Genomic DNA, 22,538 nt, shown 5'->3' on the forward strand with positions numbered 1-22,538 from the left:
CGCTATCGAATCACCGAGCAGGCCATTACGGAGAATCCCTTTAGCCAGGAGGTGCAGCGGTATTTGAAGAGCGGCATGGCGCAGGTTGAAGAGATGAAAGCGTTGCGCATATCAGGAAGCCGCACGGTGTCCATCGAGCTGACCACCACTGCGCGTGCGAAACCCAACTTCCTTGGGTTACTCACCTCGGGCGGTGGTGGTGGTTTAAACGCGGGGATGCTGTGGTTCAACGTGATCTCGCTGAAGACGGCGTACAGCAACCTGCAGCAGAGTGATGCACCGGAATACACGATGGGGTTTGCTTCATCAGTCTTCGGGGTGATCGGCGCGGCGGTAGTGACGCTGGTTAGCGTGCGGGCCACGCATAAAGCCGTAGTCATCAAATTCAGTTCTACGGCGCCAGGAATGGCGTTTGGAAATGGCATAGTAAAGCACTTAAGTAGCAATTTATTCGCCCGCGCCTCTGGCTACCCGGCGATTATCCTTGGACTAACCTCAGACATATTAAAAGGGTATCGACAGTCCCGAAATGGGGGGGCTCTATCAGGTGCGTATACTGCTGCTGGTGGATTCACATCTGCCGCTGGATCCGCTCTTATACTGGAAGCTAGCCTCGCGATTTCTGGCCCAACATCTTTAATCCCCTTCGCAGGCTGGGCTGCTGCGGGTCTCGTGCTTGTCGGTGCTATCGTGCTTGTCGATGGGCTTTACCTACACGCTAAAGCACATGAGCGCCTCCATACTCCGATAGAGCTTTGGGCAAGCAGAAGTATTTTTGGCACAAGAGAGAACGATGGCGAAATCCGTTCTGGGATTAAGTTAGACCACCAGAAACTTCTCCCAAGCTTCACCAATATCAACAAAGAACTTGAAGCCTGGCATACTCAGATCTACGCTCCCATTGCTCTGACTGCTGAACAAACAGCACGCCTAAATCTTGAAGGGCTTACTACACGATTGAGTATCAACAATCAGTGGCCAACACCAGATTGGGCAACAATCATCCATAGCCATGTAGACGAGGGCATGGCCACCATTGAACTAACCGTACTCCTAAAAGACTTCATTATAGGGCAGAGCTTATGGCATGGCACCTTAAGCACCTTGGACTTCGACAGCAAGGCAACCCCCTCAAAGACTGAGCCGACCTGCCACTTAACTTGCGCAGGCCTTGTTCTACATTACAAAATCGATAGAGCCAGAGCAAAAAGTGGCACTCTATTAATAAGTTTTCTATCAAACCAAGGCTTATCCGCCAACACTCATTCAACCTCAACCCTTCATGTCGAGAGGTAGCACTGTGGCCACAACATGGTTATTTAGCCCACACGAAAACACTTATATCAAACCAAAGATCCACGGACAGATCAGCAAAATAACCACTACATTAGCGCAGCTCAGAAATCCATGGGTTTCCGACTCAGTCTTCATGGCCAAGATGTATACCGCCACGATTTTAGCCATCGCGATTGTATCCTACACAGGCTTTTTCACCCACTCAGTCAATTACCAACAGGAAGGGGCATATGTATTTATTGCAATACAGCTCCTCGGACCATTTATTTTTACTCCATTCTTAGCCTACCGTGTTTTCTTAATAAAAAAACTCTCTGACATATACCTCAATAGAGCCACCAAAAAAATATATTACAAACGCATAAATACACTCATAGTTTTTGATTGGAATAACACTGGAGGCGGTATTTTCAAACGCACAGAATTCGGCGGTTCATCATTCACCACCAGCTATGCCCTCGCCTTCGCCCCCCGCCGGGAAGACGGCAGCCTGCACCAAAAAGACTGCCTCTGGGTCGACAGCAACGAACCCACCGAACCCGGCGTCAAGCATGTAGCCGAGGTATGGGAATACCTCCGCCACTTCATGGACCACGGCCCGGACAAACTCCCCCCGCCCGGTGAACCCAACTGGTGGCACAAGCCACTGCACGCCATCTGCCTGACCCCGGCAGAAGCCTGGCGCCACTACGCCCCTTGGCGAACCGGTGAGCCCGGTGAAATGCAGGGCAAAAAGAACTGGCAATTGCCGTTCTGGGCGGTGCTGTTCCCCTACAACCTGACCGTCGCTCTCTGTTGGTACTGTGTCTGCAAGCTTTTCAATGTCCGTGCAGCGCCACCACCGGCGGAGGCTTTCGAAGGTGGGCCTGCTAAGCCCGAATAGTCACCACCTGAAGTGGATAGGAAGAGAACGCTATGCGCCTGGATGGCAACGCGGCAAGACAGAATGGGGATGGCGCCCAGATCAAAGGGCTGTAGGACGGCTCCTGACTTATCGCAGGCAAGCCAGCGTCCACAGGTTCGGCACAAATCTCAAGAGCGGTGCAATACCTGTGGCGCTGGCTTGCCGGCGATGATTGGGCGCAGCGCCTGTCAGGCGAACTTGGCCCGGGCCGCGTGCAGCTTCTTGTAGCTGTCGATCAGGCGCAGGTGGCGATCAAGGCCTTCGAGCTTCATGCTGGTCGGGGTCAGACCATGGAAGCGCACACTGCCGTCCACCGAACCCAATACCGCGTCCATGCGCGCATTGCCGAACATACGGCGGAAGTTGGCTTCGTAGTCATCCATCTCCAGTTCGTCATCCAGTTGCACCTCCAGCACCACGTTCAGCGCCTGGTAGAACAGGCCGCGGTCTACGGTGTTGTCGTTGAACTGCAAGAATGCCTCGACCAGTTCCTTGGCGTCCTCGAAACGCTGTACCGCGAGGCAGATCAGCAACTTCAGTTCGAGAATGGTCAGTTGGCCCCACACTGTGTTTTCGTCGAACTCCACACCGATCAACGTGGTGATGGTGGTGTAGTCATCCACATCGCAGTTGTCCAGGCGCTTGAGCAGCAGCTTCAACGAGCGGCTGTCGAGGCTGTGCAGGTTGAGGATGTCGGCACGGAATGACAAGGCGCGGTTGGTGTTGTCCCAGATCAGATCCTCGACCGGGTAGATTTCCGAATAGCCCGGTACCAGGATGCGGCACGCGGTGGCGCCAAGGTTGTCGTACACCGCCATGTACACTTCCTTGCCCAGGTCTTCGAGGATGCCGAACAGGGTCGCGGCCTCCTGCTGGTTGGAGTCCTCGCCGTGCCCGGAGAAGTCCCACTCGACGAATTCGAAGTCGGCCTTGGCGCTGAAGAAACGCCATGACACCACGCCGCTAGAGTCGATGAAGTGCTCGACGAAGTTGTTCGGCTCGGTCAGCGCGTGGCTTTCGAAGGTGGGTTGCGGCAGGTCGTTCAGGCCTTCGAAGCTACGGCCCTGCAGCAGTTCGGTGAGGCTGCGCTCCAGCGCCACTTCCAGGCTCGGGTGGGCACCGAACGAGGCAAACACGCCACCCGTGCGCGGGTTCATCAAGGTCACGCACATGACCGGGAACTCGCCCCCCAGCGACGCATCCTTGACCAGCACCGGGAAGCCTTGCTCTTCCAGGCCCTGGATGCCAGCGAGGATCGCCGGGTATTTGGCCAGCACCTCTTGCGGCACGTCCGGCAGGCACAACTCGCCTTCGAGGATTTCGCGCTTCACCGCGCGCTCGAAGATTTCCGACAGACACTGCACCTGCGCCTCAGCCAAGGTGTTGCCCGCACTCATGCCATTGCTGAGGAACAGGTTTTCGATCAGGTTGGACGGGAAGTACACCACCTGCTGGTCGGACTGGCGCACGAACGGCAGCGAACAGATGCCCCGCGCCGTGTTACCCGAGTTGGTGTCGTACAGGTGCGAACCACGCAGCTCCCCGTCAGGGTTGTAGATCGCCAGGCAGTGCTCATCGAGGATCTCGGCCGGCAACGCGTCGCGCGGGCCCGGCTTGAACCACTGCTCGTTCGGGTAGTGCACGAACGGCGCGTTGGCCAGGTCTTCGCCCCAGAACTGGTCATTGTAGAAGAAGTTGCAGTTGAGGCGCTCGATGAACTCGCCCAGCGCCGAGGCCAGCGCAGCCTCCTTGGTGGCCCCTTTACCGTTGGTAAAGCACATCGGCGACTGCGCATCACGTACGTGCAGCGACCAGACGTTGGGGACAATGTTGCGCCAAGAGGCGATCTCGATCTTCATCCCCAGCCCGGCAAGAATGCCCGACATGTTGGCAATGGTCTGCTCCAGCGGCAGGTCCTTGCCAGGGATATAGGTGCTGGTGTCCGACACCGGCATCAGCAGCCCCTGGGCATCGGCATCGAGGTTGTCGACCACTTCGATCACGAACTCAGGGCCGGTCTGCACCACCTTTTTCACCGTGCAGCGGTCGATGGAACGCAGGATGCCCTGGCGGTCCTTGTCGGAAATGTCCTCGGGGAGTTCGACCTGGATCTTGAAGATCTGGTTGTAGCGGTTTTCCGGATCGACGATGTTGTTCTGCGACAGGCGGATGTTTTCGGTGGGAATATCGCGGGTCTGGCAGTACAGCTTGACGAAGTAAGCCGCGCACAAGGCCGAAGACGCCAGGAAATAGTCGAACGGGCCGGGGGCCGAACCATCGCCTTTGTAGCGGATAGGTTGGTCGGCGATCACCGTGAAGTCATCGAATTTGGCTTCGAGACGGAGATTGTCGAGAAAATTGACCTTGATTTCCATGCGGGATTACCGTGATTTAAGCGTGCAAAACGAAATTGGCCGGCATTATCCGGGTTTTCGTTACGCAAGTCCTGTTCAACGCCGACCGCAGGCTTGATTTTTCGAAGCTGGCTTGCGTATTCCGCCGGATTACTTGCCTGATCCTCTGAAGCCACCCCCGCCACCAGACCAGCGGTCATCCTCCTGTGCTAGCGTTTCTGCACCGGGGGACAACGTATTCCCCATGCAGAAACACAGCGACAACAACCGTGACGGGCAGGTGAAACCATGGAACTACGCATCAACCAGAAGACCTATCAGGTCGAGGCGGACGCCGACACGCCCCTGCTGTGGGTAATCCGCGATGACTTGGGGCTGACCGGTACCAAGTATGGCTGCGGCTTGGCCCAGTGCGGCGCCTGTTCGGTGCTGGTGGACGGCAATGTGGTGCGCGCCTGCGTTACCCCCGTGGCCGGTGTGGTGGGGCGTGAGGTCACCACCATCGAGGCGATCGAGGCCGACCCCGTCGGTAAACGGGTAGTCACCGCCTGGGTCGAGCACCAGGTGGCTCAATGCGGCTATTGCCAGTCCGGCCAGGTAATGGCGGCCACGGCGCTGCTCAAGCACACGCCAAAACCCAGCGATGCGCAGATCGATGCAGCCATGGTCAACCTGTGCCGCTGCGGCACCTACAACGCCATCCATGCCGCCGTGCATGAGCTGGCCCAGGGGGAACAGGCCTGATGAACACGCCAGTCGATACGCCTGCCGAACTGCTCAGGTTGCAGCGGGGCGAAACGGTCAACCTGTCACGTCGGCGCTTTCTTGCCGGCACCGCAGTCGGTGCCCTGGTGCTAGGTTTCGGCCTGCCCATGGGCTCGGCCCGCGTGCAGGCAGCCGCCGCCGCTGCGGCAACTACGGAACGCGGCACCCAGGTGCCTGCATTTCTGGAGATTCGCCCGGATGGCACGGTGCGCCTGTTGAGCCCCTTCATGGAAGGCGGGCAAGGCCCTTTCACCGCCATGGCGCAGATTGTGGGTGAAGAGCTGGATGTCGACCCGGCCCATTTCGTGGTCGATAGCGCGCCACCGGGCGAAGCCTACGTGGTGATGGAGAACGGCATGCGTATCACCGGTGGCAGCATGTCGGTGCGCATGAGCTACCCGACCATGCGCCGTCTGGGCGCGCTCGCCCGGGGCATGCTGCTGCAGGCGGGCGCCGAACACCTGGGTGTACCGGTCGATGAGCTTTCTACCACGCCGGGTAACGTGGTACATACCACGACCGGACGTTCCGTACCCTACGGTGAGCTGGCCGGTCGCGCCATGGACCTGCCGGTGCCCGACCCGGCCAGCGTCAAGCTGCGCGACCCCAGCCAGTTTCGCTGGATTGGAAAGCCCATACGCCGCCTGGATGCCTACGACAAGTCCACCGGCAAGGCCCAGTACTGCATCGACATCAAAGTCGACGGCATGCTCCACGCTGCCGTGCAGCATGCACCGCGCCTGGGCATGACGGTCGGCAGCCTGCGCAACGAAGACCAGGTCAAGGCCATGAAAGGGGTACATTCAGTGCATCAGCTGCCGGGTGCCGTGGCCGTGGTCGCCGAGCGCTGGTGGCACGCCAAGCGTGCAGTGGAGGCGATTCAGGTGGACTGGAAAGAGCCGGCCGCCGACAGCAAAGTGCGACCGATGCCGGCCGATTTTTCCAGCGACGCCTGGCGCGAACACCTCGCGACGGTGCAAGGGCCGTCCCGTGATGAAGAGAACGAAGGCGACATTGCCGGCGCCTTGGCCAACGCCAAGACCAAGGTCGAGGCCAGCTACCACAACCAGTACCTGAACCACGCCCAGCTGGAGCCACCGTCCGCCCTCGCCCGCTTCAACCCGGACGGCAGCCTCGACGTCTGGCTACCCAACCAGGCCCCGGACATGTTCCGTGACGACATTGCCAGACGCACCGGCCTGGAGCCTGCACAAATCAACCTGCACTCGCCGCTGCTGGGCGGCTTCTTTGGCCGCCACTTCCTGTACGACTCTGCCAACCCCTACCCGCAGGCCATTGCCCTGGCAAAGGCGGTTGGCCGGCCGGTGAAGCTCATCTGGAGCCGCGAGGAGGAATTTCTGCGCGATGTGCTGCGCCCCGTCGCAGTGGTGAAGTTCCGCGCCGGGCTGGATGCCGACGGCATGCCGGTGGCGCTCGAAGCGGTAAGCGCCACCGAAGGCCCAACCGAGGCTCTTGCTGGTAAACAAGGGGAGAAGATCGACCCGACCGCGCTTGAGGGACTGTCAGGCAAGTCCTACGCCATCGCCAACAAGCGCATTGCCCAGATCTATGTCAAAGGTCCGGCCATGCTCGGTTACTGGCGCTCGGTGGGTAACTCGCTGAACGACTTCTTCTACGAATCATTCCTCGACGAACTGGCTGATAAAGGTGGCAAGGACCCGTTTGAACTGCGCCTGCACCTGCTGCGCGACAACCCGCGCCTGACCAACCTGCTGAACGCTGTGGCCGACTTGTCCGGCGGCTGGAAGCGCGGGCCGTTCACCGCCGAGGACGGCAGCAAGCGTGCACGCGGCGTGGCCATGGCCTCACCGTTCGGCTCGGAGGCTGCGGTCATTGCCGAGGTTTCGATCGACAACGGCCAGGTCAAGGTGCACGACATCTGGCAAGCCATCGACCCTGGCAGCATCGTCAACCCGGCGATCATCGAGCATCAGGTCAATGGCGCCGTCGCCCTCGGCCTTTCGCAGACGCTGGTGGAAGAAGCGGTGTACGTGGATGGCAAGCCGCGCGCGCGCAACTACGACCTGTACCCGATCCTGCCGCCTTCGCGCATGGCCCGGGTGCATGTGCGCATCATCGAAAGCGGGGCGAAGATGGGCGGCATCGGCGAACCACCGTTACCCGCCGTGGCCCCGGCGGTGGCCAACGCGGTTGCGCAGCTCACCGGCCAGCGCGTGCGCAGTTTGCCATTGAGCCGCCACACCTTCAGCTGATCGCACAAGGGACGCCTCATGACCCATCGTTTCGCAAGAACCGCTGGCTGGCTGGCGATGCCGTGCCTGGTCGCGGCGGGCCTGCTGGCCTGGTATGTCACCCGTGAACCCGCATCGCCGTTTGCCGACGCGCAGGCCACTGCTGCAGACCCGGCGCTGGTCAGCCGCGGAGAATATGTGGCCCGGCTCAGTGACTGCGTGGCCTGCCATAGCCTGCCGGATGGCAAGCCGTTCGCCGGCGGACTTGAAATGGCCACCCCGCTGGGGACGATCCACGCCACCAACATCACCCCTGACCGCGACAGCGGTATCGGTAGCTACACCTTGGCCGACTTCGACCGCGCCGTGCGCCAGGGTGTCGCGCCCGGTGGCCGGCGGTTGTACCCGGCTATGCCTTACCCGTCCTACGCCAAGCTCAGCGATGATGACGTCAAGGCGCTGTATGCGTTCTTCATGCACGGCGTGCAACCGGCGCGGCAGGCCAACCTGGCCAGCGACATCCCCTGGCCGCTGAACCTGCGCTGGCCCATCGCCTTGTGGAACGGCCTGTTTGCCGCCACCACACCTTACACCGACAAGACCGGGCAGGATGCACAGTGGAACCGTGGCGCCTATATCGTCCAGGGCCCCGGACACTGCGGCAGTTGCCACACGCCACGCGGCCTGGCGTTCAATGAAAAAGCGCTGGATGAGAGCGGCAGGCCGTTCCTGTCCGGTGCACTGCTCGATGGCTGGTATGCACCCAGCCTGCGCGCCGACCACAACACCGGGCTGGGGCGCTGGAGCGAGACGGAGATCGCGCAGTTCCTGAAGACCGGGCGCAACCGGCATGCAGTGGTATTCGGTTCGATGACCGAGGCGTTCAACAACTCCACGCAGTTCATGCATGACGACGACCTGGCAGCCATCGCCCACTACCTGAAGTCGCTGCCCGGCGACCCTCAACGTGACGGCGCGCCGTGGCAATACCAAGCCGAATCGGTAGCTCTACGGTTGGACAGCCCAGGAGCGCGCACCTACGTGACACGCTGTGCGTCTTGCCACGGCCTGGACGGCAAGGGCCAGGCCGAGTGGATGCCGCCCTTGGCTGGAGCGACCTCGGCACTGGCCAAGGAGGACGCCTCGGCAATCAATATCACGCTCAATGGTTCGCAGCGGGTGGTGGCTGCAGGGGTGCCGGACGCCTATCGCATGCCGGCTTTCCGCGAACAGTTGGGAGATCAGGAGATTGCCGACGTGCTCAGCTTTGTGCGTACGGCCTGGGGCAACCAGGGTGGTGCGGTGGATGCGCAGGCGGTAGGCAAGCTGCGTGGCCATACCGATCCGGCCAGCAGCAGCCCCATCATCTTGCATATGCGTTGAACTGGAGTAGTACATGTACCGACGCAAGGCTGCTCCCACAAAGACCGCGAAGCACCTTAGCCACGCTGTCACTGCCACCGTTCCAGATTCTGTTTCAACCACTGCTCGGGCATGGCCTCATCTACGATCTTCGCCATTTCCCGCGCCAGCGCCTCACGTAGCGATGGCCGGTTGCAGGGCGACTCTCGTGAGATTGCCAGGTACAACCCTTCGCTGGACACGGGTGGCTGCAACACCTGCACAGTGGCTGCGATGCCCAACGTGCGCGCCAGCGCCATGCCAGGATACTGCTCGTACACCACGTAATCGCTGCGTTTGTGCATCAGCTTCTCGAACGCCTGCCTGGCACTGGGCACTGCCTCGAGGGTGAGATTGGCCTGGGCGTATTCATCGAACTGTTGGCCGTGGCTGTTGTTGACCAGAGTGCCACCCTTGCGGCCTTTGAGGTCGGCCCATTGCTGGTAGGCAAAGGCATTGTCCTGGTGCACCCAGATGACGCTGGGTGTGCGCAAGAACGGCGGGGTAATGTAGTCCACATGCTGCCGGCGCGCTTCGGTCAGGAAATACCCGGCCATCAAGTCGATCCGCCCGGTGCGTACTTCTTCCTGGGCTCGCGACCACGGCCCAGCGTAAACCACCTCTATTTCCAGGCCCAACTGCTTGCCCAGGTACCTGAGCAAGTCGGCATTGGCACCGATCAACTGTTGAGGGTTTAGCGGATCGCGCCACAGGTAGGGGGGGTATTCCGGGTTGCCTGTGGCGGTCAACCGTAGGCATGCATCATCCGCTACCGCAGCCAGAGGCAGCAGCGACAGGTACACCATGAGCAAGGCGTGGCGAAAGCAACGCTCGATCATCCAAGACCCTCGGCACATGAAACACCCGGCGACCCGGCGTGGTAGCCCAAGGCTGCCACCTACTGTGGTCGCCTGCAGCTATCATCCGCGCACTGTAGATAGTCTGGACCATCAACAACCCGCAGACGAGCCTTTCATCGTCCAGTAGAAAAATCTGCCGAAGGACAGACAGTGAGGAGCTGCACGGCCGGCGACACTTGGGCTTTTCAGCCTCCCTGCCGCCGCATCGCCAGGATCGCCGCGCCAAAACCGATAAAGGTGGTGCCCACCACCCGGCTCACCCAGCGCGACATCGACGGCCGGGTCAGCACACCCTTGGCCCGCGCAGCCAAAGCGGCATACACGCTCAGCGAAGTCAGCGACAAGGCCACGAAGATCCCGGTCAAGGTCAGAAACTGTGGCAACAATGCAGCCCCTTGGTCGATGAACTGCGGGAACAGTGCAGTAAAGAACAGGGTTGCCTTGGGGTTGGTTACTGCAGTGAGGAAGGCCGATTTGAACAGCTTCAGCGGCGAGGGGCGCACCTTGGCCGTACGCTCTGCGGCACCCTGCCCCAGCATCGGGCTCTTCTTCAGCAGTTGTCGCGCCCCCAGGTAGAACAGGTAGCCCGCCCCCAGAACCTTCACGGCATTGAACAGTACTTCAGAACTGGCCAGCAGTGCGCCTAGCCCCAGCATGGCTGCAGCCGACAAACAGAACAGGCCCGTGCCATTGCCCAGCGACGACCAGATCGCGCTGCGCTGACCATGGGCAAGGCTGTTGTTGATAGCCATCAAGGTGGCAGGGCCGGGGCTGGCGATCGCGATGGCGGCGACCAGGGTAAATGCGAACAGCGAGTGAGAATCCATTTCAGGCTCGTCAGACAATCAGGAAAGGCTGCGTCAATTCTGGGCAGGTTCAGTCGGCATTCTGCCGCTTTGCCGCCTTCTTGGCGATAGCCTTCATTCGCGTCGCCGCCCGCTGCACAGTGGCCATTTTCTCGGGCCTCTTCATGCCCCGCCACTTGCGGATTTCGTCACGGGTGCGGCCGCAACTCACGCACAGTTCGCTGTTGAGCTGGCATAACGAGACGCAGGGGTTGTCGATGTCTTTGGCCATGCCACTACTCAGCCAGGCAGTTCTGCCCGCGCACGTTCACCCGCGCTGTGGAACACCTGACGCACTTCTTCGGCCTTGACCTTGGTTACCGACCTGGCTGCCAGCAACTCTTCGACCACGCGCAAGCCCTGCTCCAGGGCTGTGGCCAGTTGCTCGGCGTCGGAGGCGTCAGCGATATCACCCAGATAGGGAGCGATGAGATACACGTAACGGTCCTGCAGCTTGAGCGCTTCCAGCGCGTCGAGGGCTTTCTGGAACCGATCGGCAGCGGCTGGGCTCATGCTCAATTTATCGAAATGAATCAGGCTCACACGGTCAGTGGCCATTATGACGAATCTCCGTTTCCTGGTGCGGCCAGGCCCGCAAGCAGCAGCGCTTCTACGATGCTCGTATGTGCGGGCCCGGGTTATGCCCATCAGGGTACCAGAAGCCGAGGCAGAAAGGGCCACTGCCCCCAGAACTAAAAGTATTTGCCAAGTCGCGCAATGGACGCCCCAGGACGTTATGGGGACATGAGCCGCCATCTGCTGCGCAGGATAATCCCGCCAGCAATCCACCCCGCCGAGGCCGTCATCTCGCTCGGCAGCCCACACAACAAGCCTGCGCGTTCAGGCAATACACAAATGGGGCCTCATCATACATGGCAAAGGAACACATCCCCGAAACACTCGATCTTGGCGTCACAGACCCCTCGAAAACCGCAGAAGCCCGCCAGGATAGGCATTTCGAGGGCAAGCTTGACTGGATCGTCTTTGGTTTCACCAGCCTCCTGGCCATCGCTTTCGTGCTCTGGGGCTTCCTCAACCAGGCCAGCCTGGCCAGCAGCGCCTCCACCGCGCAATCCTGGGTCATTCTCAATTTCGGCTGGTTCTTCGTGCTCACCTCCTCCCTCTTCGTGGTGTTCGTGCTGTGGCTGGCCGCCAGCCGTTACGGGCGGGTGCCGCTGGGCCGCGATGGCGAACAGCCAGAATTTCGCACGGTGTCCTGGGTAGCGATGATGTTCAGCGCCGGTATGGGCATCGGCCTGATGTTCTTCGGCGTGGCCGAGCCGCTGTCGCACTACATATCGCCACCGCCAGGCTCGGCCAGCGGGCAGACCAGCGAGGCGATGCAGGTGGCAATGGCCACCACCCTGTTCCACTGGACCTTGCACCCTTGGGCCATGTACGCCATCGTTGGCCTGGTAATCGCCTACGGCACCTTCCGCCGTGGCCGCTCGCAACTGATTTCCGCTGCCTTTCGGCCGCTGATCGGCAAGCACGCAAACGGCCCACTCGGCCGCCTGATCGACATGATGGCGATCTTCGCCACACTGTTCGGCTCGGCCGCCTCGCTGGGCCTTGGCGCGCTGCAGATCGCCGGCGGCCTGGAATACAACGGCTGGATCGAAAGCCCCGGTAAACTGTTCTACATCTCGATCATCACACTGCTGACCATTGCCTTCGTCACCTCGGCGGTGTCGGGCATCGGCAAGGGTATCCAGTGGCTGTCCAACACCAACATGGTGCTGGCACTGGTGCTGGCAGTGTTCGTGTTCATGGTCGGGCCGACGCTGCTGATGCTCAATCTGCTGCCGACCTCGCTCGGCATCTACATCAAGATGCTGCCGGAGATGATGGCCCGCACCAACGCCAGCGGCGGCGAGCAGATGAACAGCTGGCTGGCCGGCTGGACCGTGTTCTACTGGGCCTGGTGGATCTCCTGGACGCCTTTCGTGGGCATGTTCATCGCCCGCATCAGCCGCGGTCGCACCATTCGCCAGTTCGTGACCGGGGTGCTGCTGGTGCCAAGCCTGGTCAGCCTGGTGTGGTTCACCATCTTCGGTGGCGCCGCCATCGAGGCCGTGCGCGAGGGCGCCTTCCAGCTGGCCAACGGTGCGGTCAACAGTAACCACGCGCTGTACCAGTTGCTGGACAGCTACCCACTGGCCTCGGCAACCTCGGTGCTGGTGATGATCCTGGTGGGCATCTTTTTTGTTTCGGGTGCCGACGCCGCCTCGCTGGTGATGGGCACGCTGTCGGAACACGGCACCACCGCGCCATCACGACGCACAGTGATTTTCTGGGGCTCGCTAACCGGTACGGTGGCGGCGATCATGCTGGCGATCGGCGACCCACGTAACCCTGGCGAGGCGCTGACCGGGCTACAGAACCTGACCATCGTCGTGGCCTTGCCATTCGTGGTGGTGATGGTACTGCTATGCCTGGCGCTGTACCGCGACCTGCGCAAGGACCCGATGATGCTGCGCCACCTGCGCGGCAACGAGCTGATCGAGAAGGCCGTACTGTATGGGGCGGTGAAGCATGGAGAGGAGTTCTACATTGTAGTGCAGGAGAAGAAGGCATCGACCAAGACAGCGACAGAGGCCGAAGTAGCCAGCAACTGACTGCGCCAACCAGAAAGCCACGGGCTGCTGTGCAGCCCGATCGCGGCACGCGGCCGCTGACCATCTGATGCCAATGCAGGTTTAACCGCGATGACGCCGATAAAAAAAGGCGCCCCAAGCGGAGCGCCAGAAAATCCACCCAGACCAAAGGAGCAACGAGGTTGCCAAAGTGGAATCACAGAATCGACAACGGGTACTCCACGATCAGCCGCACTTCGTCCAGGTCCGACTCGAACACCGTGGCCCGGGTGGTGGCCTGGCGCACCCGCAACGACAGGTCCTTGGCCGCGCCAGTCTGCACCACATATTTGACCTCGATGTCACGTTCCCAGCGTTTCTGGTCGGTCAGCGGGTTGCCCGCGACGTCGCGGCGCATGTAAGTGGCGTTGGCATTGGAGTAATCGGCGTCGGTACCCTTGCCGTAACGTGTCATGAACGACAGCCCAGGTACGCCGTAGGTGGCCATGTTCAGGTCATAGCGCAGCATCCATGAACGCTCCTTGGGCGCGTTGAAGTCGCTGTACTGGATGGAGTTGTCGAGGAAGATCGAGTCGGATTGGCGCAGGTAGTCGAAGTCGTCGTCGCCGTTGTTGCGCTGGTGAGTCAGGGCCAGGGTGTGAGCAGCAAAGCGCACACCCAGCTTGGCGCTCCAGATATCGTTGTCAAAGGCTCCCAGGCGCTGCTGCCCTTCATCAACAGCCTTGTAATAGTTGAAACCACCAATCAGGGCCAGCTCCTCGCTCAGCGGCCAGCTCAGGCTGGTGCCGACGTAGTACTGGTTCCACACGTCCTTGAGCCGGCTACTGAACAGGCTGACGCTGACATGCTCATTGAGCGTGTAGTCACCCCCGCCATAGGCGATCCACGGCGAATCGACCGGGCCGCCATAGAAGGTCACGAAGTTCTCCCGCAGGTCGCTGGACATCGGCTGGCTCATGGCATGCAGACGTCCGGCTTGCAGGGCAAGGTCCTTGATGCTGTTGTTCTCCAGGGTCACCCCACGGAAGCTTTCCGGCAGCAGCCGCGAGTCGCCAGCAGCCACCACCGGGTTGGCCGGGAACACATCGCCCACCTTCAGTACCGTGTCGAACAGTCGCACCTTGGCCGCGCCCCCCACCTTGGTGTACTCGTCACGTGCCTGGCCGTCGCGGTCGACCGGCAATACGTCGAAGGAACTGCGCCCGCCGTTGCGGCCGCCGCCAGTGTCGAGCTTAAGCCCAAGCATGGCAAACGCATCCACGCCAACACCTACAGTGCCCAGGGTGAAGCCCGACTCAAATCGGGTAATCACGGCGTGCCCCCAGGCTTCGGAGTAGCCGCTGTCAGGCTGTTTGCCCGGGTGGTGTGTCGGGGCCGCAGAATCGCGGTTATCGCGGTTGAAATAGAAGTTGCGGTTAAGCACGCTGAGGGTACTGCCCTCCATGAAGCCGTCCGCGCTTTTTTCTGCAGCAACAACCTGGCTGCCAACGCTGGCCAGCGCCAGGCAAGCAGCCAGTGTCAGGGGTGATCTACACGTCATCCGATGCTCCTTGAACGTCGCATTTGTTGTTATGTCGGCGGGCCGAGATTGACGGCCGGCAGATAACGCCAAGGTGATCGGCGCATTACAATTGCGTCATCGGCAACGCAGCGCTCTGAGTGAAGTACTGCAACATTCTGCAGATATTTCCGACGTCAGGCAGTGAACCTGCTGACAAAAAAACGGTCTTTCGCTGACGGTCAACTCACCGACCGGTTCATCGGCCCAGTCACCGGGCCTACTTTTTGTCCTGTTCCAGCGAATTCAGCGAAGACCCAACATGCCCGATTCCCGCCCAAATGCTTCCGCCCTCCCTGCCCTGCGCATCGGCCTGATTGCCGCCGTGGTGGGTATTGCCGCCCCCGTGCACGCCGAAGAGCCTGCCAGCGACGCACGCTGGGTCAGCGACAGCCTGAGCACCTATGTGCGCAGCGGCCCGACCGACGGGCACCGCATTGTCGGCACGCTCAAGTCCGGTCAGAAGCTGACCTTGCTCGGCAGCCAGGGCAATTACAGCCGGGTGCGTGGGCAGAACGGAGATGTGGTGTGGATCCTCAGCAACGACCTGCAGACGGTACCCGGGCAGAACGAACGCCTGCCATTGCTCGATGCCCAGGTCGCCGAACTGACCGGGCAGTTGAAGACCATCGACGACAACTGGAAGAACCGTGTGCAGGGCATGCAGGAAACACTTGATTCGCGCAAGCAGCTGATTGACGAGCTGGAGGCGCGCAACAAGGCACTGAACGAGCAGCTCGATCAGAGCCAATCGGACCTGCGCGATACCCAGGCCCGCCTGGGGGATGAGAACAAGCAGGTGATGATGCGCTACATGGTGTATGGCGGCAGCATTGCCGGTGCAGGCTTGCTGGCGGGGCTGATCCTGCCGGCACTGACCCGTGGGCGCAAGAAGAACGATCGCTGGTTCTGAGTTCGGCAAGGCGCTGGAGCTGGAACGTGCAGGCCTGGCCACAGGCCTTGCTATAGCGGAATAGTGGAGTCGCCCCTACAACAACCGTTCCAGCGCCTCCAGCACATACCCCGTGGCCCGCTCCACCTGCCCCTCCCGACAAGCGATCCCCAACTGCCGCCACAACCCGGGCCGCAGCGGTCGGCGGGCAATGCGCCGGTCCAACTCGGTCGCCTCCCCCTCCTGCGGCAACAATGTCGCCCCATAGCCGGCGCCGACCAGGCTCTTGATTGCATCGTTGTAGTTCAGCTCGATCCGCGGCTCGGGGTACAACCCCGCCGCTGCAAACCACTCGCCGGTAACCCGCGACAGCTGGGTGGTGCTGTCGTTGAGAATCAACGCCCGTTGCGCCAGCCACGCCGGGGTGATCCTGGCCGGCGGCTGCCAGTCGGCCGGCACATACGCCAGGATCGGGTCGCGCCGCCAGGGGGTGACCGTCAGCCCTTTGCCGGCCACCTGCGGCAAGGCCACAAGGCCGATGTCCAGTGTGCCCTCACGCAAGCGCGTGAGCGACGCCTGGGAGGTCAGCACCTGTACCTGGACGTCGATCCCCGGGTGCTCCACACGCAGGCGCGCCAATGCCTGCGGCAGCAAATGGGCGATGGCACCGGTGGAAGCGCCCAGACGCACACGCCCGGTCAACCCTTCGACCTGCCGGCGTACTTCGTCCAGCGCCAAGTCAGCGTCCGCCAGCAGGCGCCTGGCACGCCCCAGCAGTGTTTCACCGATGACGGTAGGCCGCACCTGGCCGCGGGTGCGGGTGAGCAACGGGGCGCCGATACGCGCCTCCAACTCGGCCACGTGCAAGCTGATGGTGGGCGGCGCCAGGTTAAGCTGGCGGGCAGCCTCGGCAAAGGAGCCCAGGTCGCTGATGACCACCAGTGTGCGGAGGCGGTCGAGGCTGATTTCGCGCATTGTCAGAGCCGGCCCTTTCGCGGGCACACCCGAAGGGTCACCACGCATTTCAAAAAGTCATTCAGAAAACCTGAATATATCGATCATCATATTCAAATTTTCATTACCAAAGCTACGGGCGAGCATAGGCCATCTTTCTCCAACCGGACCCCGACCATGCACACCCCTGTTGTTTTCATCGACGGCGACCAAGGCACCACAGGCCTGCAGATCCATGCCCGCCTGAAGGGTCGTACCGACCTTCGCCTGCTGACCCTCCCCGAGGCAGAGCGCAAGGACCCGCAACGCCGCTGCGAAGCGATCAACAGCGTCGACATCGCCCTGCTGTGCCTGCCCGACGACGCCGCCCGCGAGGCCGTGGCCGCAATCCACAACCCGCAGGTGCGGGTGATCGACGCCAGTTCGGCGCACCGCACCGCACCAGGTTGGGTATATGGCCTGCCGGAACTGGACGAACAGCAAGCCGAGCGTATCGCGCAATGCAAGCGTGTCAGCAACCCCGGCTGCTATCCCACCGGCGCCATCGCGCTGCTGCACCCACTGGTCAAGGCCGGCTTGCTGCCTGCGGACTACCCGCTGAACATCCACGCCGTGTCAGGCTACTCCGGCGGTGGTCGCGCGGCGGTCGAGCGGCACGAACAGCCCGGCGCCGCCAAAGCCCCTGCGCTACAGCTGTATGGCCTGGAGCTGGCGCACAAGCACGTACCGGAAATCCAGCAGCACGCGGGGTTGTCGGCGCGGCCGATGTTCATGCCCGGCTATGGCGCCTACCGCCAAGGCATCGTGCTGAGCATTCCTCTGCAACTTCGCCTGCTGCCTGGACACATCAGCGTCGAGCAGTTGCAAGCCTGCCTGGAACAGCATTACCAGGGTGCCCGCCATGTCCAGGTGATGCCCCTGCATCAGTGCGGCGCTGCGGCAAACCTCGATCCCGAGGCATTGAATGACAGCAATGACCTGCGCCTGGCGCTGTACGCCAACCCCGAGCATGGCCAGGTACTGCTCACCGCAGTGTTCGACAACCTGGGCAAAGGTGCCTCTGGTGCTGCCGTGCAAAACCTCGACCTGATGCTCGGTGCCTTACAGGCACAAGGCTGATACGGCAAAACCGGTTAGACTGTACAACCCGCGCCAACACAGCGCGGGTTGTATTCTCATCCGCCGGAGCCCCCCAGATGTTCATCCTGAGCCGCCTCGACAGCGTGCCGCCCGAATCTTTCCAGAACCAGATCCGCGAGCTGGTCATTCACAATGTCGGCGAATTGAGCAGTGTCGCCATCGCCGTCGACAACCCGCTGTACCCGCTCTACCAGTATGGCGTCGGCATGGAAGTCCACCAGTACCTGCAAGCGCTGGACGGTACCCGCGGTCTGGCGGTGGCGCTTACCTTGGCGCTGGATGCCGAAGCACCGGACCAGTTGCTGGGCTTTGCTCTGTCACTGCCAGCCCAGGACGATGGGCAGGCCTGTGCATTGGCCTTTCTGGCCGTTTCCGCCAACCATCGCCGCCAGGGCATCGCCCGTGCTCTGCTGGGCGACCTGCAGTCGCGCCATGCCTGCGTGGAGCTGAACGCCTTTGCCAACCAAGTGCCATGGTTCGAGGCGATGGGCATGCAAGTGGTGGCCGCCAACGGCCCGCAGGTGCTGATGAGCAGTACCGGCCAGCCCAGTGGTGCGCTGATCGGGCGCCTGGACATTGCGCCCATCTATCAGACGGCTGAAGTGCTGCAGATTCACACCTATCTGCTTAACCAGCAGGGTGAGGATGCGATGATCGAAGCGGAGCAGATGCGCGATGAGCGGCTGGATGAACTGGCCGCTCAAGCCCGGGAATGTGTGCGCCAACGCAAAACCGTGCATTGATCCAAGGGCCTGTTCGCGGGTTTGCCCGCTCCCACAGGAATACCGTAAGGCCCAAGGCCGGTGATGTACCTGTGGGAGCGGGCGAGCCCGCGAAGAAGCCCCATTGGCCTTTCAGCCATGCACCCAGCGTCGATGCAGCCCACGCGCCAGGGCATCCAGCACAAACCCCAGCACGCCAATCAGCAGCACCATCGCCATCAGTTCGGAATACGCCAGCCGGTCGCGGGTATCAAGAATGAAATACCCAAGCCCCGCACTCACCCCAAGCATTTCGCACGGCACCAGCACAATCCACAGAATACCGATGGCCAGGCGCACCCCCGTCAGCACGTGACCGATCACCCCCGGCACGATCACCTTGCACAAGGTTTCCCAGCGCGTGGCACTCAAGCTGCGGCTCAGTTGCAGCCAGCGCGGGTCCAGTTGACGCACCCCTGCCGCCGTGTTCAGCAAGATCGGCCACAACGCGGCAAACGCCAGCAGGAAGTAGATCGGCTGGTCACCCACGCCCATCAGCATCACCACCACAGGCATCCACGACAATGGCGATATCATGCGCAGAAACTGGAATGCCGGCGTGGTCGCCGCCTCGAGGTGCCGGTAGCTGCCTACCAGCAAGCCTAACGGTACCCCCATCAGCAGCGCCAGCAGCAGCCCAATCAGGATGCGCTTGAGGCTGACCCAGATATGCCCATAGACCTCGCCCTGCCCCAGCAGCTCGACCAGGCTGGCCAGGGTTGCCGCCGGCGAAAAGCGCGCCGACAGGCCGTCGGCCTGGCCAAACACTGCAACACCGGCCCACCATAGCAGCAACAAGGCCAGCAACCCGACCAGCCCAAGGCCGGCATGTACGACATGCGTGCGCATCAGACCGCAAACTCCTCGCTACGCTCGAAGTTGTCGGCAATGCCGAATACCGACGGTCCCCCCACCGTCGCGATGGCATTACGCACGAAGCGATCGTCGACCAGGTCGCGGGCGGCATACGCCGGATCCAGCCCGGCAAGGAACGCATTGTCGCCTTCGATCAGGGTGCTTTTCAGGCGCTTGACCAGCTCTTCGGTGTAACTCGGGAACGGGTATGGCTGGAAGTCGATGCGCTTTTCGTCCCACTGCTGATGGCGAATGGCACCACTGGCAATGTAGCCAGCACGGTCTTCGGCGGCTGGCGCCAGGACCTTGGTCAGCACCGCTGGCTCGTGGGGGGTGTACTTGTTGGGGCCCGCCCGGGAAAGTAATGCGGCGGCTTCGGTGCGATGGTCACGGGTCCATTGCTGGGCCTTGACGATGGCGTTGACCACTTTCTGCGACCACTCCGGGCGGTTATTCAGGTCATGCTCGTGCATGAACACCACGCAGCACGCATGATTGCGCCATACATCGCCGGTAAAGCGCTGCACGCGGCCTACCTTGAGGTTCTCGGCCAGTGCGTTGAACGGCTCGGCAACGATGTAGCCGGCAATGCGCTTGCTGGCCAGGGCGGGTGGCATGTCGGATGGCGGCAGCACCAGCAGGTTGACTTCGTTGGCGGCCAGTTGCGCATTGGCCGGCTTCGACACCGGCGTCAGGCCGTTGTCGTTGAGCATCTGTTGCAGTACCACATTGTGGATCGAGTACCAGAACGGGATGGCCACTGTCTTACCACCGAGCTGTTTCACCTCGGATATATCCGGCGCAACAGTCAGGCCCGAACCGCCCACGTGGTTCCAGGCCACCACCTTGGCGGGCACCTTGCTGCCATAGCGCGCCCATACCGTCATCGGCGAAAGCAGGTGTATGACATTGACCTGGCCGGAGATGAATGCCTCGATCACCTGCGCCCAGCTGCGCAGCAGCACCGGGCGCTCAGCCTTGATGCCTTCGGCCTCGAACAGGCCGTTGTTATGTGCCACCAGCAGCGGCGTGGCGTCAGTGATCGGCAGGTAGCCGATGCGCACCGGCGCGTCCGGCTCGGCAGCGGCACGCGCCTGCAAGCTCGACAGCAACGGCAATGCACCGGCAGCAGTGAGCATGACGCCGAGCTTGAGAAGATCACGACGCGAAGAAGAGGAACAGCAGTCATCCATGCGCATGGACAGCCTCCGAGGGCAACGGGGTTGGGGTAGGTTCGACTGTGCGGCTTGCCCGCCGAAGGGTTTTCAGGATTTCGATACGCAAAGCACCCAGTTCTTCGACCCGCTGCGTCCGTGGTTGCGGCAGGTCGATGTGCCACTGGCCGAGGATGTGCGCTGGGTGGTTGCCCAGTAGCAGAACCCGGTCAGACAGCAGCAAGGCTTCGTCGATATCGTGGGTAATCAGCACCGCCGCCGTGTTGTGGGTGGCGATCAGTTGCAGCAGCAGTTGCTGCATGTCGGCGCGAGTCACTTCATCCAGCGCGCCGAACGGTTCGTCGAGCAGCAGCACTTCGGGCTGGCGTGCCAGACAGCGGGCCAGCGCGGTGCGCTGGGCCATGCCGCCAGACAACTGCGCCGGGTACTGGCCACGGGCGTGGGCCAGGCCCACAGCGGCAATCGCATGGTCGATGCGTGCACGTCGTTCGGCATCAGCCAGCCTGGGCTGACGGGCGAAATCCAGGCCGAAGGCGACATTTTTCTCCAGGCTCAGCCATGGCAGCAGACTGGGGTCCTGAAAGGCCACCGCCAGACGCGGGTGCGGCCCCTGCAGGGTCTGGCCGTGCAAGCTCACGCTGCCGCCGCCAGGCTGCTGCAGCCCTGCCAGCACCCGCAGCAGGCTTGACTTGCCCACACCGCTGGGGCCAAGAATGCTCACGACTTCACCCGGCGCAAGCTGCAGGTCGAACTGCGCCAGTACCTGCTGCCAACCACCCTCACGCGGGTAGCCCAGGCTGATGTCGCGGGCCTCCAGCAACACTGCGCTCATGCAACGCCCGCCTGGCGTTGCAGTTCGGCGCGCAGCTGCACCAGGCTGGGCGTGACGATCGGAACGAAGGCCGACTCGCGCCAGCGGCGGGCAAAACCTTCGCCATATTCGCTGAGGTAAGCCTTGCCGCCACTGGCCTGCAATTCCAGTTGTACCGCGTCGGCAGCACTTTCAGCCAAGATGATGCGCAGCTTGAACAAGGCCGCCGGCTGCTGCTGGAAGCGACCTTCGAGCAAGCCCTGCTTGAGCTCGCTGACGGTGTTTTCCAGGCGTTCGCTGAGCACCTGACGGGCTTCGTCGAGGAACGAGGCTCGGCCATGCAGGTGCGCCTGAACCTCTTCCAGCGCCCGTCGCGCCAGGCCAATGGCCATGCCACATTGCAGCGCCAGGAATGCCGGGCGTACCCGTGGCAGGAATTCGCGCGCATTTTCATGCAGCAGCCAGTCGCGCGCCAGCGGCACCTGGTGAAAAGCCAGTGCTGCCGTGTTGCTCGACTGCAGGCCCATCAGTTGTAGATCATCAGAGCGCTCCAGGCCTGGAGCGTCGGAAGGAATGGCCAGCACAAACGGCGCGCCGCCGGCTTCATCCTCGATGGCCGCCGCCACCACGAAGCCGCTTTTGCGCAAGTTGGTCACCCAGTGCAGTCGCCCTTCCAGGTGCCAGCCATCGGCTGCCGAGCGGCCACGCACCTGCAGCGCTTCGATACCGGACAGGAACTTCATGGCGTTGGACAGCCCGGTGGCACCGGCCAGTTCACCGGTCAACAGACGTGGCAGCAGGCGCTCACGCAGGGGCTGGTTGGGGCTGTGCAGCAGGTATTCGATGAAGGCACGCTGACCCCAGCAGACGAACGCCGCAGCCAATGAGCGGCTGGCAATGGCGGCGATGGCCTCGACCGCGTCGGTCACCTGCCCGCCCGTACCGCCCAGCGCTGGGTCGACTCCCGTGCGCAGCAACTGCGATTCTGCGATCTGGGCCAGCACCTGCTGCGGTTCGCACAGGCCCCGATCGATGGCCTCGGCATTGGCATCCAGCCAGTGTCGAAATGCACAATCTTGCATGGTCTTGCTCCTTAGGGAACGCCGGGGCCACTCTGCGGCCCGTTCGCGGCACAAGGCCGCTCCTACAACGGCCTG

At 61.9% G+C, this 22,538-nt stretch carries 20 protein-coding genes; 9 read left to right on the forward strand and 11 right to left on the reverse strand.

What is annotated here, in order from left to right; translation table 11 throughout:
* Positions 1-1,296: hypothetical protein (locus tag ACF8GF_RS07690; RefSeq protein WP_392487891.1), on the forward strand; the 1,296-nt coding region annotated here is incomplete at its 5' end.
* A gap of 4 nt (positions 1,297-1,300) precedes the next feature.
* A complete protein-coding gene (locus ACF8GF_RS07695; protein ID WP_392461224.1) occupies positions 1,301-2,179 on the forward strand; it encodes a DUF6708 domain-containing protein in 879 nt (292 codons plus the stop codon).
* 209 nt (positions 2,180-2,388) lie between these two features.
* On the opposite strand, the gene ACF8GF_RS07700 is transcribed toward ACF8GF_RS07695, so the two are convergent.
* Complete coding sequence (locus ACF8GF_RS07700; RefSeq protein WP_003256021.1) at positions 2,389-4,575, reverse strand: OsmC domain/YcaO domain-containing protein; 2,187 nt, start codon at positions 4,573-4,575, stop codon at positions 2,389-2,391.
* A gap of 267 nt (positions 4,576-4,842) precedes the next feature.
* Here ACF8GF_RS07700 and ACF8GF_RS07705 point away from each other — a divergent pair, with 267 nt between their 5' ends.
* From ACF8GF_RS07705 to ACF8GF_RS07715, 3 genes are read left to right on the forward strand one after another with little or no spacing between them, the layout of a single operon-like run.
* A complete protein-coding gene (locus tag ACF8GF_RS07705) occupies positions 4,843-5,298 on the forward strand; it encodes a (2Fe-2S)-binding protein (RefSeq protein WP_176685723.1) in 456 nt (151 codons plus the stop codon).
* Positions 5,298-7,553 carry a molybdopterin cofactor-binding domain-containing protein gene (locus tag ACF8GF_RS07710; protein ID WP_176685724.1) on the forward strand — a complete coding sequence of 752 codons (2,256 nt, stop codon included), beginning with the start codon at positions 5,298-5,300 and terminating at the stop codon, positions 7,551-7,553. The genes ACF8GF_RS07705 and ACF8GF_RS07710 overlap by 1 nt, the downstream gene beginning before the upstream one ends.
* A gap of 18 nt (positions 7,554-7,571) precedes the next feature.
* Complete coding sequence (locus ACF8GF_RS07715) at positions 7,572-8,915, forward strand: c-type cytochrome (protein ID WP_392487892.1); 1,344 nt, start codon at positions 7,572-7,574, stop codon at positions 8,913-8,915.
* Positions 8,916-8,983: 68 nt separating this feature from the next.
* Here the strand turns inward: ACF8GF_RS07715 and ACF8GF_RS07720 are convergent, their stop codons facing one another.
* The 4 genes from ACF8GF_RS07720 to ACF8GF_RS07735 all read right to left on the reverse strand — a co-directional run bounded on the left by ACF8GF_RS07720 (position 8,984) and on the right by ACF8GF_RS07735 (position 11,196).
* On the reverse strand, positions 8,984-9,772 hold the full coding sequence (locus tag ACF8GF_RS07720) for a substrate-binding periplasmic protein (protein ID WP_392487893.1): 789 nt from the start codon (positions 9,770-9,772) through the stop codon (positions 8,984-8,986).
* A gap of 206 nt (positions 9,773-9,978) precedes the next feature.
* The gene (locus tag ACF8GF_RS07725; RefSeq protein WP_176685727.1) at positions 9,979-10,620 is read right to left on the reverse strand and encodes a LysE family translocator; all 642 of its coding nucleotides are present in this window, start codon (positions 10,618-10,620) and stop codon (positions 9,979-9,981) included.
* A 49-nt stretch (positions 10,621-10,669) separates the two neighbouring features.
* Positions 10,670-10,870, reverse strand: coding sequence for a DUF1289 domain-containing protein (locus ACF8GF_RS07730; protein ID WP_012271937.1), 201 nt, complete (start codon positions 10,868-10,870; stop codon positions 10,670-10,672).
* A gap of 8 nt (positions 10,871-10,878) precedes the next feature.
* On the reverse strand, positions 10,879-11,196 hold the full coding sequence (locus ACF8GF_RS07735) for a hypothetical protein (protein ID WP_003256033.1): 318 nt from the start codon (positions 11,194-11,196) through the stop codon (positions 10,879-10,881).
* 314 nt (positions 11,197-11,510) lie between these two features.
* Here ACF8GF_RS07735 and ACF8GF_RS07740 point away from each other — a divergent pair, with 314 nt between their 5' ends.
* Positions 11,511-13,256, forward strand: coding sequence for a BCCT family transporter (locus tag ACF8GF_RS07740; RefSeq protein WP_392487894.1), 1,746 nt, complete (start codon positions 11,511-11,513; stop codon positions 13,254-13,256).
* A gap of 175 nt (positions 13,257-13,431) precedes the next feature.
* Here the strand turns inward: ACF8GF_RS07740 and ACF8GF_RS07745 are convergent, their stop codons facing one another.
* Positions 13,432-14,775, reverse strand: coding sequence for an OprD family porin (locus ACF8GF_RS07745; RefSeq protein ID WP_392487895.1), 1,344 nt, complete (start codon positions 14,773-14,775; stop codon positions 13,432-13,434).
* Between the two features lie 280 nt (positions 14,776-15,055).
* On the opposite strand from ACF8GF_RS07745, the gene ACF8GF_RS07750 reads away from it, so the two are divergent.
* The gene (locus ACF8GF_RS07750) at positions 15,056-15,706 is read left to right on the forward strand and encodes a TIGR04211 family SH3 domain-containing protein (protein ID WP_176685731.1); all 651 of its coding nucleotides are present in this window, start codon (positions 15,056-15,058) and stop codon (positions 15,704-15,706) included.
* A gap of 75 nt (positions 15,707-15,781) precedes the next feature.
* Here ACF8GF_RS07750 and ACF8GF_RS07755 read toward each other — a convergent pair whose 3' ends face one another.
* A complete protein-coding gene (locus ACF8GF_RS07755; protein WP_176685732.1) occupies positions 15,782-16,660 on the reverse strand; it encodes a LysR family transcriptional regulator in 879 nt (292 codons plus the stop codon).
* Between the two features lie 156 nt (positions 16,661-16,816).
* Here ACF8GF_RS07755 and argC point away from each other — a divergent pair, with 156 nt between their 5' ends.
* Positions 16,817-17,758 carry an N-acetyl-gamma-glutamyl-phosphate reductase gene (gene argC / locus ACF8GF_RS07760; protein WP_392487896.1) on the forward strand — a complete coding sequence of 314 codons (942 nt, stop codon included), beginning with the start codon at positions 16,817-16,819 and terminating at the stop codon, positions 17,756-17,758.
* A gap of 77 nt (positions 17,759-17,835) precedes the next feature.
* The gene (locus ACF8GF_RS07765; RefSeq protein ID WP_176685734.1) at positions 17,836-18,522 is read left to right on the forward strand and encodes a GNAT family N-acetyltransferase; all 687 of its coding nucleotides are present in this window, start codon (positions 17,836-17,838) and stop codon (positions 18,520-18,522) included.
* Between the two features lie 111 nt (positions 18,523-18,633).
* On the opposite strand, the gene ACF8GF_RS07770 is transcribed toward ACF8GF_RS07765, so the two are convergent.
* Genes ACF8GF_RS07770 through ACF8GF_RS07785 form a run of 4 tightly spaced genes read right to left on the reverse strand, consistent with a single transcriptional unit; the run spans position 18,634 to position 22,463 of the window.
* Positions 18,634-19,389, reverse strand: a complete 756-nt coding sequence (locus ACF8GF_RS07770; RefSeq protein WP_176682488.1) for an ABC transporter permease — start codon at positions 19,387-19,389, stop codon at positions 18,634-18,636.
* Positions 19,389-20,594, reverse strand: coding sequence for an ABC transporter substrate-binding protein (locus ACF8GF_RS07775; RefSeq protein WP_392487897.1), 1,206 nt, complete (start codon positions 20,592-20,594; stop codon positions 19,389-19,391). The genes ACF8GF_RS07770 and ACF8GF_RS07775 overlap by 1 nt, the downstream gene beginning before the upstream one ends.
* Positions 20,581-21,402 carry an ABC transporter ATP-binding protein gene (locus ACF8GF_RS07780; RefSeq protein WP_392487898.1) on the reverse strand — a complete coding sequence of 274 codons (822 nt, stop codon included), beginning with the start codon at positions 21,400-21,402 and terminating at the stop codon, positions 20,581-20,583. The genes ACF8GF_RS07775 and ACF8GF_RS07780 overlap by 14 nt, the downstream gene beginning before the upstream one ends.
* Positions 21,399-22,463, reverse strand: coding sequence for an acyl-CoA dehydrogenase family protein (locus ACF8GF_RS07785; protein ID WP_176682485.1), 1,065 nt, complete (start codon positions 22,461-22,463; stop codon positions 21,399-21,401). Before ACF8GF_RS07785 ends, ACF8GF_RS07780 begins: the two co-directional genes overlap by 4 nt.
* Positions 22,464-22,538: the final 75 nt, after the last annotated feature.

This window comes from Pseudomonas sp. yb_5 (genome assembly GCF_043103865.1).
Taxonomy (GTDB): domain Bacteria; phylum Pseudomonadota; class Gammaproteobacteria; order Pseudomonadales; family Pseudomonadaceae; genus Aquipseudomonas; species Aquipseudomonas putida_Y.

Excerpts from the sequence above, each read along its gene's own strand:
- ACF8GF_RS07775 (WP_392487897.1), bottom strand. The coding sequence starts at position 20,594 with ATGCGCATGGATGACTGCTGTTCCTCTTCTTCGCGTCGTGATCTTCTC.
- ACF8GF_RS07715 (WP_392487892.1), top strand. The coding sequence starts at position 7,572 with ATGACCCATCGTTTCGCAAGAACCGCTGGCTGGCTGGCGATGCCGTGC.
- ACF8GF_RS07770 (WP_176682488.1), bottom strand. The coding sequence starts at position 19,389 with ATGCGCACGCATGTCGTACATGCCGGCCTTGGGCTGGTCGGGTTGCTG.
- ACF8GF_RS07780 (WP_392487898.1), bottom strand. The coding sequence starts at position 21,402 with ATGAGCGCAGTGTTGCTGGAGGCCCGCGACATCAGCCTGGGCTACCCG.
- ACF8GF_RS07745 (WP_392487895.1), bottom strand. The coding sequence starts at position 14,775 with ATGACGTGTAGATCACCCCTGACACTGGCTGCTTGCCTGGCGCTGGCC.
- ACF8GF_RS07735 (WP_003256033.1), bottom strand. The coding sequence starts at position 11,196 with ATGGCCACTGACCGTGTGAGCCTGATTCATTTCGATAAATTGAGCATG.
- ACF8GF_RS07705 (WP_176685723.1), top strand. The coding sequence starts at position 4,843 with ATGGAACTACGCATCAACCAGAAGACCTATCAGGTCGAGGCGGACGCC.
- ACF8GF_RS07785 (WP_176682485.1), bottom strand. The coding sequence starts at position 22,463 with ATGCAAGATTGTGCATTTCGACACTGGCTGGATGCCAATGCCGAGGCC.
- ACF8GF_RS07755 (WP_176685732.1), bottom strand. The coding sequence starts at position 16,660 with ATGCGCGAAATCAGCCTCGACCGCCTCCGCACACTGGTGGTCATCAGC.
- ACF8GF_RS07700 (WP_003256021.1), bottom strand. The coding sequence starts at position 4,575 with ATGGAAATCAAGGTCAATTTTCTCGACAATCTCCGTCTCGAAGCCAAA.
- ACF8GF_RS07730 (WP_012271937.1), bottom strand. The coding sequence starts at position 10,870 with ATGGCCAAAGACATCGACAACCCCTGCGTCTCGTTATGCCAGCTCAAC.
- ACF8GF_RS07750 (WP_176685731.1), top strand. The coding sequence starts at position 15,056 with ATGCCCGATTCCCGCCCAAATGCTTCCGCCCTCCCTGCCCTGCGCATC.
- ACF8GF_RS07710 (WP_176685724.1), top strand. The coding sequence starts at position 5,298 with ATGAACACGCCAGTCGATACGCCTGCCGAACTGCTCAGGTTGCAGCGG.
- ACF8GF_RS07725 (WP_176685727.1), bottom strand. The coding sequence starts at position 10,620 with ATGGATTCTCACTCGCTGTTCGCATTTACCCTGGTCGCCGCCATCGCG.
- argC (WP_392487896.1), top strand. The coding sequence starts at position 16,817 with ATGCACACCCCTGTTGTTTTCATCGACGGCGACCAAGGCACCACAGGC.
- ACF8GF_RS07765 (WP_176685734.1), top strand. The coding sequence starts at position 17,836 with ATGTTCATCCTGAGCCGCCTCGACAGCGTGCCGCCCGAATCTTTCCAG.
- ACF8GF_RS07720 (WP_392487893.1), bottom strand. The coding sequence starts at position 9,772 with ATGATCGAGCGTTGCTTTCGCCACGCCTTGCTCATGGTGTACCTGTCG.
- ACF8GF_RS07740 (WP_392487894.1), top strand. The coding sequence starts at position 11,511 with ATGGCAAAGGAACACATCCCCGAAACACTCGATCTTGGCGTCACAGAC.